This is a genomic window from Methanosarcina sp. DH1, assembly GCF_020804205.1.
Lineage (GTDB): Archaea > Halobacteriota > Methanosarcinia > Methanosarcinales > Methanosarcinaceae > Methanosarcina > Methanosarcina vacuolata.
The window spans coordinates 53,488-71,303 of sequence record NZ_WJBJ01000029.1 but is presented as its reverse complement, the minus strand read 5'-3'; the positions used below and the strand labels follow the sequence as shown (position 1 = coordinate 71,303).

Here is a 17,816-nt window from a genome sequence, read left to right as displayed (position 1 = left end):
TGCGCATATAAAAACTTCCCGACAATTTTACATTTTACTTTTTTGTTGACAGATAACTTTGAATTTCCAGACAAAAGGACAATTTATACCTATAGGTTCTGCAAGCTTTCCTATATATAGGATAAACGCATTTTGATTGTAGTTTCATTTGCCAGGGAAATTGAATTATAGTGCGAACAACGCAAAAGAAACGTTAAAGTTCACTTTTTTACTCACAAACTGTCCGTATTTTGCAATTATTCTATATATTCTGTCCTAATTAGGATAACTATTTGAGCATTCCGGCAAGTCTTAAATATGAATCCCTGAAAGATTTAATATAATGAACGCTGCCCTGGACAAAACCGCTGTATTTATCTGCCATTGCAGTGGGAACATTTCCGAACGTATTGATATTAATTCACTTAAGAAAACCCTTAAGGCAGAAGGGGTCCCGGTCTTTGATTATGAGTATCTCTGTTCAAGAGAGGGACAGACACTTATTAAAAATAAGATTTTGGAAGGGAACCTTGACCGGATAGTAATAGGTTCGTGCACACCCTCCAAACACGGCACTCTCTTTAAAAAGTGTATTCAGGAAGCAGGCTTAAACCGGGCAATGCTTGAAATCGCAAACCTAAGGGAGCAGTGTGCCTGGGTGCATCCGGACAAAGCCGGAGCGACTGAAAAAGCTCTCTCACTTCTTCGGGGAAAAATTAACCGCCTGGAAAATCATGAGCCACTTGAAGAACTAAAAGTAAATATCGTTCCGCAGGCCCTCGTTATTGGTGGAGGGATTGCAGGAATAACTGCGGCAGTTAACCTTGCAGATAATGGAATTTCCACTTACCTGGTTGAGAAAGACTCCAGCATAGGTGGAAATATGGCAAAAATAGGCAAAGTTTTTTCTCCTGACAAGCTCGCGGAAGAGTGCGCTATGTGCTCATTAAGCCCGCTGATGAATGAGGTAGTAGCTAACCCGAAAATAACCCTTCTAACCTGGACTGAGGTGGAACGCTTAAGCGGAAGTGCCGGCAACTTCACAGTCAGGCTAAGGAAAAAACCGAGATACGTACATGATAACTGTACAGGCTGTGGCCGGTGCAGCCGCGTCTGTCCTGTCCTCGTTGAAAATGAGTTCAACTGTGGGTACATGGACAAAAAGGCAATTTCCCTGCGTTTTTCCCAATCAGTTCCAAAAATCTACTGCATAGACCCTGACCACTGTCTGCAATTCAAGGGCGAGACTTGCGGAAAATGTGCAGAGGTCTGTAAATCCGGAGCGATTGACTTTTCACAGAAGGAAGAGATTATTGAGCTCAATGTCGGTACAGTTATTGTTGCTACCGGGTTTGAGGAGTATGACGCATCCCAGAAACCCCAGTACGGGTATGGAATTTTCAAAAATGTTATGACTCAGATGGAACTTGCCAGAATGCTTGGGATCAATGGCCCTACAAAAGGTGGATTGGTCAGGCCTTCGGATTTCAGCCTGGACCCTGATGCTGTCAGCTCAACAGGCACCTGCGGTAGTAAAATCTCCTCAGAGAATTCTTCAGATAATTTTTCAGATAATTTTTCAGAGAACGTTCCGGGAACTCCTAAAAGGATAGTTATGATCCAGTGTGTGGGCTCAAGGGACGAAAAAGAAAGTGGAAACCGCTATTGTTCAAGGTATTGCTGCATGGCAGCCTTAAAACACTCTAACCTGATAATGAAAAAATATCCGGGTACGGAGGTCACGATCTGTTATGTCGATTTGCGGGCTCTTGGTTTTTACGAAAACTACTATCGCGCAGTCCAGGATATGGGAGTTAGATTTGTAAGAGGAAGACCTGCCGAAATTGTCGAGAAACCGGATAAAAGCCTTCTTGTCAGACTCGAAGATACCCTTAACCAGAAAATAACAGAGCTGCCTGCTGATCTTGTCGTACTCTCTGCGGCCATGGTCCCTTCAAAAGGAACCCGAAAAATTGCCAGTATACTGAATATCAGCCAGGATGAAAGCGGCTTTATCAAGGAAAGGCACTCGAAACTGAGGCCTGTAGACAGCTCACTGGACGGAATCTTTGTCTGTGGCACTGCCCAGAGCCCTAAGGATGTTACGGATACTATTTCCCAGGCAGGACTTGCATCTGTAAGAGCAAGGGCTTTTATTGCCGACAGCCCAAAAGCCCTGGTAAACGAAATTCCAACTATCAACCAGCTTCTCTGTAATCAGTGTAAGGAATGTCTCAAATGCCCGTTCGAGGCTTTTTCCTTGAATGAGAATGGAAAGATTATCGTAGATCCGCTTGTCTGTACAGGGTGCGGATACTGTACTGAACTCTGTCAGAACGGAGCTATTCAGATTGAAGGCTTTACAAAAAGCCAGCTAAAAGCCGAAGTTGAAGGGGTAGCCAAAGAAGGAGACCTACTGGGCTTTGTAAACAGCGGAATCGCGTCCTTAACCTGTGATAATATAGGAAATAGTGCACTGACTTATCCATCAAATGTCAAGTTAATCAAAGTGCCAACAAACCTCGTGGTTGATAAAGACCTGTTACTTCACGCCTTCAAAAACGGGGTATCGGCTGTCCTTTTTATAGAGGACCCTCCAGACAGCCCGAAAGCTGAGATTATATATCCTCTAACTGTCAGCCATTTCGAGAAATTAAAGAAAGAACTTGGAGATTCAGGAAACCGGCTCTATTTCAAAAAAGCTTATGTTCCAAACACAAGAGGGCTTGCAGGCACTTTTACCAGCCTTGCCCAGGAAGGAGAGATGATCAAATGATTCCATATGTAAACGAATACGATACCCCGGAATGTAAAACCCTTGCAGAAACCGCAAAGAAAAGCATCCGGACACCTGTTTCTCTGGGGCTTGACCGCTGCATCCAGTGCGGAGCCTGCACAGCTTCCTGTCCTGCAGCCCGCTTTACGGATTACAGCCCGCGCCAGATTGTAAAAAAAGTGCTGGAAAATGACCGCAGTGTGCTTGAGTCCGAAATGATCTGGTCCTGCTTCTACTGTTATTCCTGCAATGTGCGCTGTCCCAGAAATAATAGCCCTGTGACAATCGTACAGGTACTCAGGCAGATGGCTATTAACGAGGGCATCGGAGTTGAAAAGCTGGCCTACTTCCTTGAGATCGGGGAATATCTTGCAGAAAACGGAGCTAGCAAGGTTCCGGGTGCTGGAGTTAAAAATATGGAAAAAGACCTCGGAGAACGCTGGATCAGTTTCAAAAAGGACCTTGAGTCAATCCGGACTGAACTGGGGTTGAGTTCAAAGGATGTCAGGAACACCCATGGGGAAGTTCAGTCTATTCTTGAGGCCACAGGCTATTTTGAAAGGGAAAAATGGATCAAAGCAAAAATACAGGAAAAACTTTTGCATCAGCTCCTGGAGAACCAGTGCATCAAGAGAGAAAACAGAAGCGGAGATTTCGGCTTTGAAAGCGATAAAAGATATCCCGGACAGCCAGCTTTTATTATTTAAAAGCTGCATGGTCGGGCAAGAGTACCCAGGAGTGGAAACCTCCACTTGTTATGTCTTTGACAGGCTTGGAGTAGATTACTGTATAAATGATGAGCAGTCCTGTTGCACAGGAATAGGCCATTATACTGATATATTTGAAGGACTGACAACAGCAGCCATTGCGGCCCGAAATTTTGCAGTTGCAAGAAGATGCGGCTATCCCAATATAACCTGCCTCTGTTCAACCTGTTATGCCATAAATAAGGAAGCCTGTGAAACCCTGAATACCAATACCGAAGTCCGGGACAAAATCAACTCTATCTTCCGGGAAAAGGGCTTTGATAATCTTGTTTATGAAAAAGACGATATGAATACGAGGACAAACTTCTACCATGCAGTAGAGATTCTTTTAAGCAAGGTGGATAAAATCCAGGAGCAGAAGCAATTCGACTTCTCAGGGGTTAAAACTGCATCTCATCACGCCTGCCATTACTATAAAGTTAAATATCTCGATGTCCTCGGAAACCCTGAAAACCCCCAGTTGATCGATAACATAGCCGCAGCCTGCGGAGCCGAGCCTGTACGCTGGTACGAAGACCGGACTCTTACCTGCGGGATGGGCTTTTCCCAGCTTCACCTTAACAAAAGTACCTCGCTTCAGGTGACAAAGACAAAACTCGACAGCCTTCAAAGAGCAGGCGTAGAGCTTATGCTTCACATGTGCCCGAATTGCCAGATCCAGTATGACCGCTACCAGCCGGTTATCGAAAAGGAGTTTGGCGTAAAATATGATATGGTGCACATGAACATTGCCCAGTTCGTAGCCCTTTCAATGGGTGCTGACCCTTACAAGGTGTGCGGCTTCCAGACTCACTCCGTGCCTCTTGAAGGGTTTCTGGAAAAGACCGGCATAATCTAAAAACCTGAGTTAGTCCCCATTTTAAGGTTTTAGCCGGTCATTTTTTCTTTTGATCTTTTTATTCCGATTTTTTAATTTTTTCTTTTGATTCACATCACTTCTGAATACTCAGATCGAGTTCTCCCAGCCCTGTCCCATATCAACGAGAGGTCTCAGCTCAGTGATCTCGAAGGTAACCGTTGCATACATCATCTGCGCAGCCTCCTCCCCGGCCATTTTTGCGATCTGGCTTTTAATCGTATCAAGCATTTCCCCCGACGTTGCAGAGTCCTTCAGTTTCAGATAAACCCTGATCCCTTTCCAGTCCGTATCTTGTTCCATTATCATGTATATCGCGTAAGGGTTTTCCTGAAGGTTTGAAAACGTGCGGTTCTTACCTGTTGCAATTACAACGGTCTTTTCATCAATCATATTGGGTGAGCCGAAAAGAGCTGAATCTACCTTTCCATCTTTACTCGCTGTGCTGAGAACTCCAGTTCTCGGTTGCTTGTTAAAATAGTCCATCAATTTTGATGTCATATCTAAACCTCCTCTAATAGCTTGTTTTAGCTTTCTTTCCTTTAAGAGTTGAGTTTGCGAAGCTGCTTGGTCACAAAATATTGTCATGAAAAAATATAATTAATCAGCAGACTGTATCAATAATCATCTTAATTATGTTTAAAACTTTTTATTCTGCTAATGTACATACAATCAAGAACTTCGATAATCCATGAATGAGACTATGACTAAAATTCATAACTAATAAGTTAAAGACATTCAATAAAAACAAATTTACAAATATAAAAGAAAAGAATATATTTCTTTTATGTTGATTGTGTTTTCAGTTGTTAAAGTAAATGTTGCAAGAATAAAGAATGAAAGGTATTGAATACAAAACGAGTCCTCCTACCTGGCATGAGTATTTTCAACTGTTCTCAAGCACGGGATGGATGCCAGTTTTTAATCATAAACCGGGTATCAGGAGTTCAGACGGGAACCGCTGGGCAGCAAAGTTAAACTTGTATATTTGGAAAAGATAGCGATTGGAAAAAAGAAAAATGTCGAATATAAAAATTCTTGATTTTGAATAGCCTCTTTAACCGGAGCAGTAGCGCGATAACTCTACTTACAGCCGGGTGCTTCACCACAACTTTGGTTTTGATTTCCGATTTTGATGCCTACAACTTTGAGAACTCAGATTGATTTTTCCCAGCCCTGTCCCATATCAACGATAGGTCTCATCTCAATAATCTCAAAGGTGGCAGTTGCGTATATCATCTTTGCCGCCTCCTCGCCGGCTATTTTTGCGATCTGGCTTTTGATCATATCAAGCATCTCCCCCGACGTTGCAGATTCCTTCAGCTTCAGATAAACCCTGATTCCTTTCCATGCCATAATATCTTCTCCCGGTTCCATAATCAGGAACATTGCGTAAGGGTTTTCCTGAAGGTTTGAGAACGTGCGGTTCTTACCAGTTGCAACCACAACGGTCTTTTCATCAATCATCTGAGGTGAGCCGAAGACAGCCGAATCTACCTTTCCGTCTTTACTCGATGTGCTGAGAACCCCAATTCTCGGTTGCTTATTAAAGTAGTCCATCAATTTTGACGTCATATTAAATCCCCTATCTCAAACTTATTTCTGGCCCTTCTCCTGAAAAATGAAGTGAGAAAGCAGCTTTATCCTGAAGTATTCCAGGAAAAGAGCTTTATCAGATATGCAAGCTGCGATAAATATGAGTCGTAAATATGCTTAAAACTTCGCCTGAAGAATGAGAATTCCATTCTGAGTTCACGGGGAATTTTTCTATATATGAATATTCATTTGGGATTTTTTTCAAATATCATATAAAATAAATTAATATAGATTTAGACCTGTATTTTTTATATGCTGGGGAAAGATCACGTTTCTATAACACTTGGAACGATATTTCCATTTGCGATTCCTCTGATATTTTCAGAGAACTCCCACCCTGTATACGCCTTCTGTTTACTTGCGGCTACTGTCATAGGTTCGCTGATACCTGATGCAGACAGTGACGAAAAGCCCAAGTTACACTATGATTTCAAAATAATTTATGACATTATGGTTCCTCTTCACAAGCTGATAGTTTTTTCTTTCAGTTTCTTTAACTTAAAAGAAAAGATGAATCTTCAATACGTTGTAGAGGAGCAGCATAGAGGCATAATGCATTCGCCCATAGGAGTATTCATAAGCTCCCTTGTACTCACTTTGTTAACAGCAATAATCGGCTATTTTATTTTCCATGGAATAAATGCTACTCTTATAGGTTTCTTATTTTTAGGTTTGATATCTGGCCAATTTTTACATTTACTTGAAGATTCCTGCACGGTTTCAGGGATCAATTGGTTATTTCCATTTGGAACCTGTGAGTTAAAAGGTAGTATTTACACAGGTAACAAAGTAGAAGGAAAGAGGGATATCAGGCCTTTTTTATACAGAGTTTCACTATTGGTTGTCTCTGCAATACTGTTGATACTTCACTCACTGGGAGCTATAGATGTAAACGAATCGGGTATTTATCTCCTTATTTTTGCAGTTGTTGCTTTGATATGGGGTTTGATACTTCTGACCGCAAAGACCGACAACGATAATCTATGGATACGAGATGCTAAAAAGGTACGGGAATTAGAGAGAGCAGTAGATAGAATCGGGAAGCAAGATGATGTACGAAAAAGAAGGAACCCTGGAAAGTAACTATTTAGACAGTTTTTACAAAGCTACTCTCTCAGCCTGCGCTTGTTTATGAAAATGCAGCTATAAAAGTAAAGCTGCATATTACCCTTTATACGAGCTGCATATTACCCTTTATACGAGTTACAGTGATATTATAGAAATAACCAATTACCTTCTAACCGCAGGTGAAACTAACATGGGTGTATTTGACACAATCAAGGATAGGAGAAGCATAAGGACTTACAAAGACGAGCGCATACCAAAGGATAAGCTAGAGAAACTGCTTGAGGTTGCAAGGCTTGCACCGTCGGCTGCAAACAGGCAGAACTGGAAATTTATTGTTGTCGGGGATGAGGAAGTCAAAAAACAGCTTGTTGCTGCTTGCAATAATCAGTCATTCGTGGGTACCGCCTCAAACATCATTGCAGGCGTTGGAGATCCCTCCCAAAAATGGCATCAGGTTGACCTTGCCATCGCCCTTGAACACATTGTCCTGGAGGCTGTCGAGCTAGGGCTGGGCACCTGCTGGATTGGCGCTTTCAACGAAGACGAAGTCAAAAAACTACTCAAGATTCCTCAGGACAAAAAAGTTGTAGCTTTACTGACCGTGGGGGTCCCAGACGAATCTCCCACTGCCAGACCAAGGAAATCTCTTGAAGAAATAGTAGCTTATGACGAGTATCTTAATATTCTGCCATCTTAATATTCTGTCATCCTGGTCTATCTGCCATCTTTATCTAATCGTTATTGGCAGGGTTATTCTTTTGTTAGGCAGACACAGATAAAGCCGCAAGATAACGTAAAATCGCTCATCTTTGAAAGCAAATTCAAACGCTGCTTTGGTAGGTTTTCGATCAAACTTTTTCCAAAAGGTTTACTCTCAATCATTTTTTGAAAAGGCTTGTTTGAAAAGTCTTGATAAAAATTCAAAAGAAATCCAGAATTTTTTCAGGGCTTTCAAGCACGGTAATCCCCTGCAGGCTTTTTACAATCTCAACGTTGTGCATATCCACATCCCGGACAAGGACTTCCACAGGCCCGCCTTTAATAGCTTTATAGGGGCAGAGTTCCTTGCAGATCCCGCAGCCTTTGCACTTCAGAAGATCGATCTGGTCTGTTAGACCGTTTTTTTCAGTAATTGCACCCTGAGGGCAGTTTTCTCTTGGAGGGCAGTCCTCGCAATGCTTACACTGTTTTCTGTCAATATTATAGGGCATTTCGGATATGATTGAACCTTCAATATCTACAGGCACGACATAAACAGGCACTCTTCCTTTTACAGCCTGGGCAACGGCATTGGTAACAAGGGAATCCGCAATCCCATAAGCGATTTTCGAAACCGTATTTGAGGTTGCAGGCGTGACAAATAGGGCATCATATCGGTCAAGACCGAAGCGCCCGACCTTAGGAGAACTGGAACCCTGCTCGCTTTCCCGGAAGATTTCTTCGAGGTAGTCCCCGCCGGAGATTTGAACAAGTTTTTGTTCAAGCCCGTACATGCGCAGTACCTCCTCTCCAGCCCTGGAAACAAACGTGTTTACGGAAACTTCAGGGTTTCTGAGCTTGATTTCCTTAAAGACCTGATAACTGCGGTCCAGGAAATGCCCGGCACCTGTAATGCCCCACGCAATTCTCTGAAAGCTCATGGAAATAAGTCATGCCAGAGGTGGATAATATAATTTTCTAAAAAAAGATTCCGGATAATAAAAATGAGAGGTCACAAACTTTAACTGTGGACAAGAAGGCATAAATTTTATTTGAGGATTTTATCTGAGGAGCTGGCAACCGCAAAAAGGATTCACAGTCCCAGTACCTCATAAAGCAATTTCATAGCTTTTTTCTCATTTTCTCCCCCACATTTGGAAGCCAGTGATTCATAGTGACGGATTAGCTCAAGATATTTTTCTTCTCCTGTAAGCTGGTAGCGGGTCGCATGGACAGTAGCCTCAAGCACTGCATTGAATCCCCTGTTAGGTACGGGCAGGCATTTCCAGTTAGCTTCATTGAAACCTGCTTTTACAGGAATAAGGTCTGCCACAAGAGCATGATCTGTATCATTGAGATCAGTACATTCGAAAACGACCCAGGCTAAAGCTGTTTTCAGGATAGGAATACTGATCCCGTGGACAGACACGTGGTCAAATTCGGATGGCTCAAGATCGAAAAAAGTTGAACGCACAAAAAGTAAGGGATCGTACACTATGTTTGCGGCAAGGTGCTTTTCTTTAGAAACATTTTCCCAGGTGTGGGTACCTTTGAAAAGCCGGACAAAAGTCCTTCCGTTTTTTACGATTATTCCGATGGGGGCAGCATTGGGGGATTCCAGACCGGTGCTAATAATTGTTTCGGAAATGCCTTCTTTGATCCCAAAGGAATATAAATCGACAGAGTCAACAGATGAAGATTCGCTTCCTTTTTTTCTGCGTTCAGTAAAAAATCCGGTCAAAAGCGCAGGCCCCCCAGAAGGGCAATGAAAAGCCCGGCTATAATGATATCGGCTGTTGAACCCGGGTTGATTCTTTTATTGAGAAGTTCGGAGTCAAACTCCTGTACAGCAGGGAGCAGAGCTGCAAAGTCTCTGGTGGTATTACCTGAAGCTTCAGCATTGCCTGAAGCCTCCTCCCAGGCCGAGAGAATCTCGCCTGCCCTGGATGAAACATAATCCGCAGTATCTTTATCGAATTTGGTCTCAATGAAAGTATCCCTGTGCCGGGACAGCAGTTTCAGGAAGGTATATACTATAGCTTCGTTGATACCTGTGCCTGAACAGTTCGAAACTGAATTTTCAGCTCCAGGATTTTGAGCCTGCATGAAATCAGTTATGCTTTTTGCCCCCTCAAGGCAGCGTCCGAAGCCTGAGACCCATTCATTTGCAATCAGGTCATATCCCCTGGCGATATCCATAAGCTCGTAAAGGGTGACTTCCTGGGCCTTTAATTCGGATGTTGACTCCGGGTCTCCAAGGCTAAACTCATCCACACTGTTAACTCTGACCCCTGCAACTTCAAAAGCTCTGTAGAACTCGACAGCGTCCTCACTATCTGTTGCCTGAACAAATGCATGTGCATGTGCAGCAAGGACTTCAAATTCGTCTGGTAAGAGCTTAGGGGTTTTTTCGCAGGAATTCAAGAGTTCACCTGCAGCCATTGAAAGAGGGATCAGTAGCAGAAAGGCGCCGAAATGAGTATTCCCTCCTTTTTGCCAGGCAGAACTTTCGCAAACAGCACTTCTGATAAGTGCACCAATACCATTCCTGCTTCTTGCAGCCAGTTCGAGAACAGGGTAAACACTTACCGAAGACGCTACAAAATGCTCGAAGCAGGTATCAGGATAGTTATGCTCTCTATCGACGTTTCCTGGCTTTGGAGAGGCTGAAACCTCAAGTAGCATAGCTAGCTGGGCACAACGGGCAATAAGATTTGAAATATGTGGGTTTTCTGCCAGTCCAGGTGTCTGGCAGGTAAAACCAGTATTAATGGGATTCATTTACCGGAATTCTGGCATGATCCAGTACGTAATCTGCCAGTTGCTTTTTAAGCTTCATGTATTCTGAATCAGAGAGCCCAATTGTGTTTAACACTCCGTCTCTAATCCAGCAGGGTTTGGTGATTTTACAACACCAGACAAGGCTTCCGAAGCACGTGTCCTCTCCGTATTCAAGCATTGTGCCTTTTGCAAAGTCAAACTTTGTCCTGGCAAACTCCTCTGCCGTATATCCAAGTTTTTGGAACTTTTCATGTACAGGACAGGGTTTTACAGGCAGGCAGCAGAAAGCCAGTCCCCTGAAGTCCCCTTCGCTGCAAACGTGCTTGGGGGCATTATACCAGCCTATTGACTGCTGGTAAGAGGTAACGTTTTCCACCAGTTCCTGTATAAGTCCGGAATTTTCAAGGACTCCCCTGGCAGCGGAGACCATATCGGCTCCTCGGGTAAACATCTCCTTTGCTGCCTCAAAGTCCTTGACCGAATTGTTTCCGATAAGGAAGAGCCTTGTAGCGTCCCTGTAATTAAGGATTGCATCAAGATCGGCACCGAAACCTTCCATTTCGGCATCAACGTGTATGATATCCGCACCTGCCTTATCGATAATCCTTGCAAGTTCGATATCATTAACCACGTTTGCCCTTACTTTTACTGAAAGCACAACTCCGGTTTCTTTTATTGCCTTGATCCATGCCGAAAGCCTTGGAATGTCGTGGAGAAGAGCTTCTCCCAGTCCGGCTTCGAGCATTTCGGGCTGTCTGCAGTGAGCGTTTAACTCAAGGATTGCTCCTTCTTCTTTGACAATTTTTGCAGCTTCAATGAGGGGTTCAAGTGTAGTACTCCTGACATTTACAGCTACGGCACTTCCGGACGTTACTGCCCGGATTTCCTTTTTTATAAGCTCCATAGGTTCATCGGAAATGAACTCTTTTCTACCCCGGGCTACGAGGGCTGAAGCAACAGCTATTGAAGCCTTATCAAGGTTAAAGGCTCCAAGAATTACCAGCCCGGCATTGCTTGCATACTGGTTGGCAAAAGCACTATCGACAGTTCCTGCCATAGGCGCCAGTGCAATAGGGTTTTTAAAACGAACATATCCAATATGCAAATCGAACAGACAATCACTCATGTTTTACCTCTTAAAAATAAGCCTGCAAACTGATACAAATTATAGCCATTGCCCGAGATTAAAGTACTTATAAGATTTTTTCGGACAAGCCTTGAAGACGGAAAAAGTACATCCATTACCTACGAATTATAGTACACATATATTAATATTTGGACGTACCCTAAACATACAAAATTTATATAAACTATGGGGGAAGGGCATACCTGTAATCGCCCAGAGAAGGGAATAAATGTCGTAATATTAAATAAAAGTATTTTTCAGCTCAGGCATCCCAAAAATATATATAATTAGAAAAATATATGGAGGTCACCAAAAGATAATATGCGAGAGAGGCTGGACGGCTGACGGGCCTTTGGGTCTGAGGAAAGTCTCCCCACCGCTCCGGATACACGAACATCTGTAAAGGATGTCGGGCGAGAGCCCGGGCCCTGGCACAGAAACGATAACCATCCCCTGAAAATGCGATGATGCGGAAGCTGAGGTCTCAGGGTAAATGGATGAAACGGCGAATCCTCGTGGGTGCAAGTTGGAAATCGGGATAAAGAGAATTCCGGACTCTCCCGGTTGTTTTTGGAAACGCATAGCCGAATGCCGTCACTGCAAGAGTCATCAGGACCATTTTCTCCACTGATGGGTGGCAGGAAATCTTTGCAGGAACAGAAGGGAGCTTACGTGCCTCACTCGCATAAACTTACTTTTCTCTATTTTTTTCTACTCGTTTTTTTCTCCCGGTTTATTTATTTGGTTTACCGTGATTTTCATTTATTTATTCGCTCTTCTGTTACTCCAATTTACTTTATTTGCCCCTATTTTATTAAATCAATCCTTATCGTTTCCTTCCAGTGTAAAAGACTTTATTCTGGAGACAGGCTCAGTCAGGCAGAAGTTCAGCAGTAACCAGCGGACGTAGTCTTTATGATTCCTGTTGGTTATCACCTCATTCAGATATTTATCAAGGATCTCTCCATTGCTAACAGCCAGCTTGAAAGAAGTTTCAGGAAAACGATGCAGTATTTTCTTCAATTTAAGTGAACTGGCAAGATAATTCCCGAATTCCTGCCTGCAGGCGGATTCATAGGCTTTAAGGCTACTTAACTTCTGGCTGTACATCACAAGATCTGCAACAGTCTCCGCGGCAAGCTGTCCTGACCGGATAGCGTATGAAATGCCTTCTCCAGTAAAAGCATCTACAAATCCGGCAGCATCCCCGCTCAAAAGCAGCCTTGAATTGAGGATTTTTCTTTTTATGCCACCTGTGGGGATAATATGGGAACGAACCGGAAAGTCCCCTGATAAGCCATTTTCCTCCAGGAAATCCAGCAGTATTTTTTTCGGATGCTCAAGATAGTGAGCTGTCCCTGCAATTCCTGCAGAATAATATCCGGCATGGGGAAAGATCCAGCCATAACCTCCCTGCACGATCCCAAAATGAATGTTTATAGTGCCTGGAAACCTGTTATTTATTATTTCATCGTCATCAGGGATTTCCGACACCAGGCCCAGTTCATATTCTATTTTTGTATCTCTCGACCTTACTTTGTATTTAAGGACTCCACCGGAACCTTCTGAAATAAGGACGAACCTCCCCAGATAGGTATTATACGTGGTTCTGACTTCAACGCAATCTTCTTTTTCAATCAAATCAAGAACCTTTTCTTTTGTATGGATCTCAATTCCAGTCTCCCTGGCCTTTTCAAGCAAAAAATTATCAAAGACTTTTCTGGAAACCAGCATGGCCAGGTTATTTTCTTTTATTCCTTCAATAAATTGGTCCCTGAAATAAACTCTTACCTTTGGGATATTTCTCTCGATTATGGACTCAGGCAGCTTGAAATCCAGGCAAGATAAACAATAAGAAGAAAGAGCCCCTCCACAGGGTTTATACCTCGGGAAATTTTCTTTTTCAATTAGAAGGGTTGAAAGGCCCCTTTTCCCAGCTGTCTGTCCTGCCGATGCTCCTGAAGGTCCTCCCCCTACTATGATCAGATCATACATGCTAAGACACCCGCTTATGGAATAAGTGCAGCTATATACAGATAAGAATAATCTGCCCTTAAAATATATTAAGGCTGGAGCGATAAAAAGACCGCAGAAAGAACAAAATCTGAAAAAGTTATCTTATCTGTTACCTGAGTTTGAAATTCAGGAGGGACCAACGTAAGTAGTCCTTATAATCAATCGTGAAATCCACAACCTCAAGATATTTATCCAGGATTTCGCTATTGTTTATAAACATTTTAAAAGACCTTTCTGGGAAACGATGGATTAACCTGGAAAAAATAAGGGAATATTTAAGATGAGTTCCGAATTCTGCCTTACAAATAGATTCGTATTTATGAAGGTCTTTTATTTTTCCTCTCTGCTGATAAACCTCGGCAATCACATTGGCAGCAAACTGCCCTGAGCGAATGGCATAGGCTAATCCTTCACCTGAAAAAGCGTCTACAAATCCAGCAGCGTCTCCAATGAGAATAACTCTGGAACCGGTAATTTTCCTTTTAATACCACCCAGGGGGATTTTATGCCCGGACAATTTGTAATCCCCGGTAAAGCCATTATCCTTCAGGAAATTAATCATTGTAGCTTTCGGATGAGGAAAATTTTTGGCAACCCCAAAAACTCCGACGGAATAATATGTTTTATGAGGAAAAATCCAACCATATCCACCACTAGCAACCCCTAACTGCAGTTCAACGGTTTTTCCCAGGTACTCTTCAATATCTCTTTCTTCAGCAGGGATTTCCGCAACTAAGGATATCCCGTATTCCTCCCTGGTATCTGCAGGCCTGACACAGGTTTTAAGGAGCCCCTGCGCTCCTTCTGCAACAATAGCAAATTTTGCCTGATAAGTTTGTTCTTTTGTAATTACTTCCACAAACTCAGTTTTTTCCTTACAGCTCAGAACCTTTTCTCCGGTATGGACTTCAATTCCGGTTTCTTTTGCCTTTTTGAGCAAGAAGTTATCAAAATCAGCTCGAGAAACCAGCGAAGATATATTGTGGTCCTTGTGCACTTCAATTGTCTGATCTTTGAAAACACCCCTCACCCCAGTGACTTCCCACTCGATGACATCATGAGGAAGCTCAAAGTCAAGATAAGAAATAGCATGAGCTGAAAGTCCTCCTCCACAGGGTTTGTATCTGGGAAATTCGTCTTTCTCAAGCAATAATGTGTTTAAGCCAAGCTTTCCTGCTCTCCTACCAGCCGAGGCTCCTGAAGGTCCTCCTCCAATTATTATTAGATCATACATATCCAAACACCTTTGAAATTACCTGAGTTTAAAATTCAGGAGTGCCCAGCGCAGGTAATCCTTATAATCAATCTTGAAATCCATAACCTCAAGATACTTATCCAGGATTTCTCTATTGTCTATAAACATTTTGAAAGATCTTTCTGGGAAACTATGGATTAATTTGGACAAAATAAGGGAATATTTAAGATGAGTCCCGAACTCAGCCCGGCAGAGAGCCTGATATTCGTTCAAATCTTTCAGATTTTTGCCTTGCAGACAAATTCCTGCAATTACCTCAGCCGCTAATTGCCCTGAACGAATCGCATAGGAAAGCCCCTCACCTGAAGAAGCGTCTACAAATCCGGCAGCATCTCCGCTTAGAAGAACCCTTGAACCCACCACTTTTCGCTTAAGCCCTCCCCAGGGGATCTTGTGTCCATGAAGTTTATACTCTCCGGAAAATCCATTTTTCTTAAGGAACTCAAGCATGGATTCTTTAGGATGCGAGAAGTCGTTGACAACTCCGCCGATTCCAACAGAATAATAGGTTTTGTGAGGGAAAATCCAGCCGTATCCACCTCTTGCAACCCCTAAATGCAGTTCTAAGGTTTTTCCCAGGCGTTCTTCAATTTCTCGTTCTTCAGCAGGGATTTCAGTAACAAGGCAAATTCCATATTCGTCTTTATTATCCGTGGGACGTACACAGGTTTTGACGAGTCCCTGAGCACCTTCTGAAATTATCGCAAACTTTGCCTGGTATGTCTTCTCCCCGGTATCCACTTCAATAAAGTCGGACATTTCTCTGCAAGACAGAGCTTTTTCCCCGGTATGGACTTCAATTCCTGTTTCTTTTGCTTTTTCAAGAAGGAAAGTGTCAAATGTGTTCCTGGATACTAGCGCAAATACCCGATGGCCCTTGTGTACGTTGACTGATTGATCCTTAAAAATAACCTTTGCCCCTGTAACTTCCCATTCAATAATATCTTCAGGCAGTTCAAAATCGAGATAAGACATAGCATGCTCTGAGAGCCCGCCTCCGCAGGGTTTGTATCTGGGAAAATTTTCTTTCTCAAGCAGCAATGTCTTTAGTCCAAGTTTTCCTGCTCTTCTTCCGGCCGAAGATCCAGAAGGACCACCTCCAATAATGATTACGTCATACATGAAAAACACCAGACGGCTATACTACTCTGTCATGAAAAACACCAGACGGCTACTACTCTGTCATGAAAAGCACCAGGCGGCTATACTACTCTGTCATGAAAAACACAAGACGATTATACTACTCTGTCACGCAACAGGATAATTATTCTGTAATTTTTGCCATTAGACGGGATTCAATATTAATTATTCGATAAAGATTGATTTTATTGTTTAAATTTAGCTATATATATTTGATAAACTAGGAAATTCATCAACTACTGTTTTTTATTATTTGCTATTGATAAAAACAATGAAATCTCGAAAATATTTAATTATATATATAATTAATATAATATAAGTAAATTAAATATGAAAAATTCCAAAATAATAAGTTATGAAACTTCCATCTGAGAATAACTTTGTGTTTATTCCTCTTTAATGGGGAATCAGTAGAAATTATTAGTCTTATTTGATGTGACAGTTTCATCATTTTAAATTTATTTATAATACTTGTTATTAGAAATCTGGGATTTGTTCAGTAGTAAGCTTGATAATATAACATGGATTTTCGAAAATGATTGATCAAATGTAAAGCCTCTGGAAGCAGATTCATACAGAATACCTCCAAGTAAATAAGACATCAAAAGATTAAATGAGAGAGGTAGATGGCTGTAAAAAAATTTTCCTATATGATATGCTAACTTCAAACCTCGAATAATTTCTTTTTGATATCTTCTTTGTAGTGTTCGATACTCAAAAATTCCCGACTTAATACTTGAAGAAATCACCTCAGCAGCAATGATACCACTTTTTACTGCATAATAAATACCCTCTCCGGTACAATATTCTCCAAAGCCTGCAGCATCTCCGACTAGAATACATGGAAAATCGGGTTGTTCATAGTAGATTCCATAATAAGGAATAATATGCCCTTTAAGTTCTTTAGATTCGGGTACAAGCCCAAGACTCTCAATATAATCAAAAAGATATTTTTGGATATCTTTCATTTTTCTATTTGTTGTATAGGCTCCAATACAAACATATTGGTCTTTAGGGAAAATCCACAGATAACCGTTTGGAATTGTTCCGAAATCGAAAGTCATATTAAATTTACCAATATTATCCTTGCTTAAGGGACAATTAATTTCGATTGCAAAACCGTAAAGATCTTTTTCAACAATGTTAAATGTTCTATTAACAATACTGTTAGTACCATCAGCCCCAATCAAATAATTACATTGGAAAAACTGCTCCTCTGTTTTGACACTGAATTCCCCATCCTTCCAAACAACTTCAGTGACCTTCGTTCCATCAAGAAACGTTGCTCCAGAATCAACAGCCTTTTTAATAAGGAAGTTATCAAATTCTTTTCTCTCAACCATTTTAGTAAGTGTTTTATTACCTGAAATGTTATGAAATATCTTGTTTTTGTATGAGGCTACAACATTGTTTGTACTGTATTTTACTTCCTTTGAAATCGAAAAATCAAAAGATTTGAATGTTTTTACAGTTAAACCCCCTGCACAGGGTTTATAACGTGGGAAAGGATATCTGTCAATAACAAGCACATTAATTTTAGATCTAGCTAACATATATGCTGCAGACGACCCTGCAGGTCCTGCTCCAATAATAATCACATCATATTTTTTCATATAAATCATTATAAAAGTGGAAGTTTGAATATAATAGTTATCAATCTTACAAAGATTTTACTAAAAATGCGAATAGTCTCTAACTGTGTAAAGTTAGTTGTTAATAAGAACTTAAAGTGTACTTTTTTCAGATAGCTTTACAGC

General features: G+C 41.7%; 15 protein-coding genes and 1 other RNA gene. 6 read left to right on the top strand and 10 right to left on the bottom strand.

Translation table 11 applies throughout. The features are described from left to right. Nucleotides 1-322 precede the first annotated feature (322 nt). The 3 genes from hdrA to hdrB are packed head-to-tail and all read left to right on the top strand — an operon-like array spanning nt 323 to nt 4,360. Nucleotides 323-2,755 (top strand): ferredoxin:CoB-CoM heterodisulfide reductase subunit HdrA, encoded by a 2,433-nt coding sequence (gene hdrA, locus FXW07_RS16455; protein ID WP_229396455.1) that lies wholly within the window; start codon nt 323-325, stop codon nt 2,753-2,755. After that, a complete protein-coding gene (hdrC, locus tag FXW07_RS16450; protein ID WP_229396452.1) occupies nt 2,752-3,462 on the top strand; it encodes a ferredoxin:CoB-CoM heterodisulfide reductase subunit HdrC in 711 nt (236 codons plus the stop codon). Before hdrA ends, hdrC begins: the two co-directional genes overlap by 4 nt. Then, nucleotides 3,416-4,360, top strand: a complete 945-nt coding sequence (hdrB, locus tag FXW07_RS16445) for a ferredoxin:CoB-CoM heterodisulfide reductase subunit HdrB (RefSeq protein ID WP_229396450.1) — start codon at nt 3,416-3,418, stop codon at nt 4,358-4,360. The genes hdrC and hdrB overlap by 47 nt, the downstream gene beginning before the upstream one ends. A gap of 108 nt (nt 4,361-4,468) precedes the next feature. Here hdrB and FXW07_RS16440 read toward each other — a convergent pair whose 3' ends face one another. Both FXW07_RS16440 and FXW07_RS16435 read right to left on the bottom strand, forming a co-directional pair. Continuing rightward, nucleotides 4,469-4,879, bottom strand: coding sequence for a pyridoxamine 5'-phosphate oxidase family protein (locus FXW07_RS16440; RefSeq protein ID WP_229396448.1), 411 nt, complete (start codon nt 4,877-4,879; stop codon nt 4,469-4,471). 654 nt (nt 4,880-5,533) lie between these two features. Then, entirely contained in the window at nt 5,534-5,953 is a 420-nt protein-coding gene (locus FXW07_RS16435) for a pyridoxamine 5'-phosphate oxidase family protein (RefSeq protein ID WP_048122194.1), read from the bottom strand. A 273-nt stretch (nt 5,954-6,226) separates the two neighbouring features. On the opposite strand from FXW07_RS16435, the gene FXW07_RS16430 reads away from it, so the two are divergent. Beyond that, entirely contained in the window at nt 6,227-7,057 is an 831-nt protein-coding gene (locus FXW07_RS16430) for a metal-dependent hydrolase (protein ID WP_229396446.1), read from the top strand. 175 nt (nt 7,058-7,232) lie between these two features. After that, nucleotides 7,233-7,739 carry a nitroreductase family protein gene (locus tag FXW07_RS16425; RefSeq protein WP_229396444.1) on the top strand — a complete coding sequence of 169 codons (507 nt, stop codon included), beginning with the start codon at nt 7,233-7,235 and terminating at the stop codon, nt 7,737-7,739. 223 nt (nt 7,740-7,962) lie between these two features. On the opposite strand, the gene FXW07_RS16420 is transcribed toward FXW07_RS16425, so the two are convergent. The 4 genes from FXW07_RS16420 to FXW07_RS16405 all read right to left on the bottom strand — a co-directional run bounded on the left by FXW07_RS16420 (nt 7,963) and on the right by FXW07_RS16405 (nt 11,648). Further along, nucleotides 7,963-8,682 carry a dihydromethanopterin reductase (acceptor) gene (locus FXW07_RS16420; RefSeq protein WP_229396442.1) on the bottom strand — a complete coding sequence of 240 codons (720 nt, stop codon included), beginning with the start codon at nt 8,680-8,682 and terminating at the stop codon, nt 7,963-7,965. A gap of 152 nt (nt 8,683-8,834) precedes the next feature. Next, nucleotides 8,835-9,482, bottom strand: a complete 648-nt coding sequence (locus FXW07_RS16415) for a DUF447 domain-containing protein (protein ID WP_229396441.1) — start codon at nt 9,480-9,482, stop codon at nt 8,835-8,837. Next, the gene (locus tag FXW07_RS16410) at nt 9,479-10,522 is read right to left on the bottom strand and encodes a triphosphoribosyl-dephospho-CoA synthase (protein ID WP_229396440.1); all 1,044 of its coding nucleotides are present in this window, start codon (nt 10,520-10,522) and stop codon (nt 9,479-9,481) included. Before FXW07_RS16410 ends, FXW07_RS16415 begins: the two co-directional genes overlap by 4 nt. Beyond that, the gene (locus tag FXW07_RS16405; RefSeq protein WP_048157375.1) at nt 10,509-11,648 is read right to left on the bottom strand and encodes a methanogenesis marker 9 domain-containing protein; all 1,140 of its coding nucleotides are present in this window, start codon (nt 11,646-11,648) and stop codon (nt 10,509-10,511) included. The genes FXW07_RS16410 and FXW07_RS16405 overlap by 14 nt, the downstream gene beginning before the upstream one ends. Nucleotides 11,649-11,973: 325 nt before the next feature. Between FXW07_RS16405 and rnpB the strand changes: the two genes are divergently transcribed. Further along, an RNA gene (gene rnpB / locus FXW07_RS16400) (RNase P RNA component) lies at nt 11,974-12,331 on the top strand. Nucleotides 12,332-12,467: 136 nt separating this feature from the next. Here the strand turns inward: rnpB and FXW07_RS16395 are convergent. The 4 genes from FXW07_RS16395 to FXW07_RS16380 form a co-directional block, all read right to left on the bottom strand. Next, a complete protein-coding gene (locus tag FXW07_RS16395) occupies nt 12,468-13,643 on the bottom strand; it encodes a geranylgeranyl reductase family protein (protein ID WP_229396438.1) in 1,176 nt (391 codons plus the stop codon). Between the two features lie 130 nt (nt 13,644-13,773). Further along, on the bottom strand, nt 13,774-14,898 hold the full coding sequence (locus FXW07_RS16390; protein WP_229396437.1) for a geranylgeranyl reductase family protein: 1,125 nt from the start codon (nt 14,896-14,898) through the stop codon (nt 13,774-13,776). Nucleotides 14,899-14,916: 18 nt separating this feature from the next. Beyond that, nucleotides 14,917-16,041 carry a geranylgeranyl reductase family protein gene (locus FXW07_RS16385; RefSeq protein WP_229396435.1) on the bottom strand — a complete coding sequence of 375 codons (1,125 nt, stop codon included), beginning with the start codon at nt 16,039-16,041 and terminating at the stop codon, nt 14,917-14,919. Nucleotides 16,042-16,517: 476 nt separating this feature from the next. Further along, nucleotides 16,518-17,672, bottom strand: a complete 1,155-nt coding sequence (locus FXW07_RS16380; RefSeq protein ID WP_229396433.1) for an NAD(P)/FAD-dependent oxidoreductase — start codon at nt 17,670-17,672, stop codon at nt 16,518-16,520. Nucleotides 17,673-17,816: the final 144 nt, after the last annotated feature.

Bases quoted from the DNA above. Each gene is read 5' to 3' on its own strand.
- hdrA (WP_229396455.1), top strand. From the start codon at position 323: ATGAACGCTGCCCTGGACAAAACCGCTGTATTTATCTGCCATTGCAGT.
- hdrC (WP_229396452.1), top strand. From the start codon at position 2,752: ATGATTCCATATGTAAACGAATACGATACCCCGGAATGTAAAACCCTT.
- FXW07_RS16440 (WP_229396448.1), bottom strand. From the start codon at position 4,879: ATGACATCAAAATTGATGGACTATTTTAACAAGCAACCGAGAACTGGA.
- FXW07_RS16435 (WP_048122194.1), bottom strand. From the start codon at position 5,953: ATGACGTCAAAATTGATGGACTACTTTAATAAGCAACCGAGAATTGGG.
- FXW07_RS16430 (WP_229396446.1), top strand. From the start codon at position 6,227: ATGCTGGGGAAAGATCACGTTTCTATAACACTTGGAACGATATTTCCA.
- FXW07_RS16425 (WP_229396444.1), top strand. From the start codon at position 7,233: ATGGGTGTATTTGACACAATCAAGGATAGGAGAAGCATAAGGACTTAC.
- FXW07_RS16420 (WP_229396442.1), bottom strand. From the start codon at position 8,682: ATGAGCTTTCAGAGAATTGCGTGGGGCATTACAGGTGCCGGGCATTTC.
- FXW07_RS16410 (WP_229396440.1), bottom strand. From the start codon at position 10,522: ATGAATCCCATTAATACTGGTTTTACCTGCCAGACACCTGGACTGGCA.
- FXW07_RS16405 (WP_048157375.1), bottom strand. From the start codon at position 11,648: ATGAGTGATTGTCTGTTCGATTTGCATATTGGATATGTTCGTTTTAAA.
- FXW07_RS16395 (WP_229396438.1), bottom strand. From the start codon at position 13,643: ATGTATGATCTGATCATAGTAGGGGGAGGACCTTCAGGAGCATCGGCA.
- FXW07_RS16390 (WP_229396437.1), bottom strand. From the start codon at position 14,898: ATGTATGATCTAATAATAATTGGAGGAGGACCTTCAGGAGCCTCGGCT.
- FXW07_RS16385 (WP_229396435.1), bottom strand. From the start codon at position 16,041: ATGTATGACGTAATCATTATTGGAGGTGGTCCTTCTGGATCTTCGGCC.
- FXW07_RS16380 (WP_229396433.1), bottom strand. From the start codon at position 17,672: ATGAAAAAATATGATGTGATTATTATTGGAGCAGGACCTGCAGGGTCG.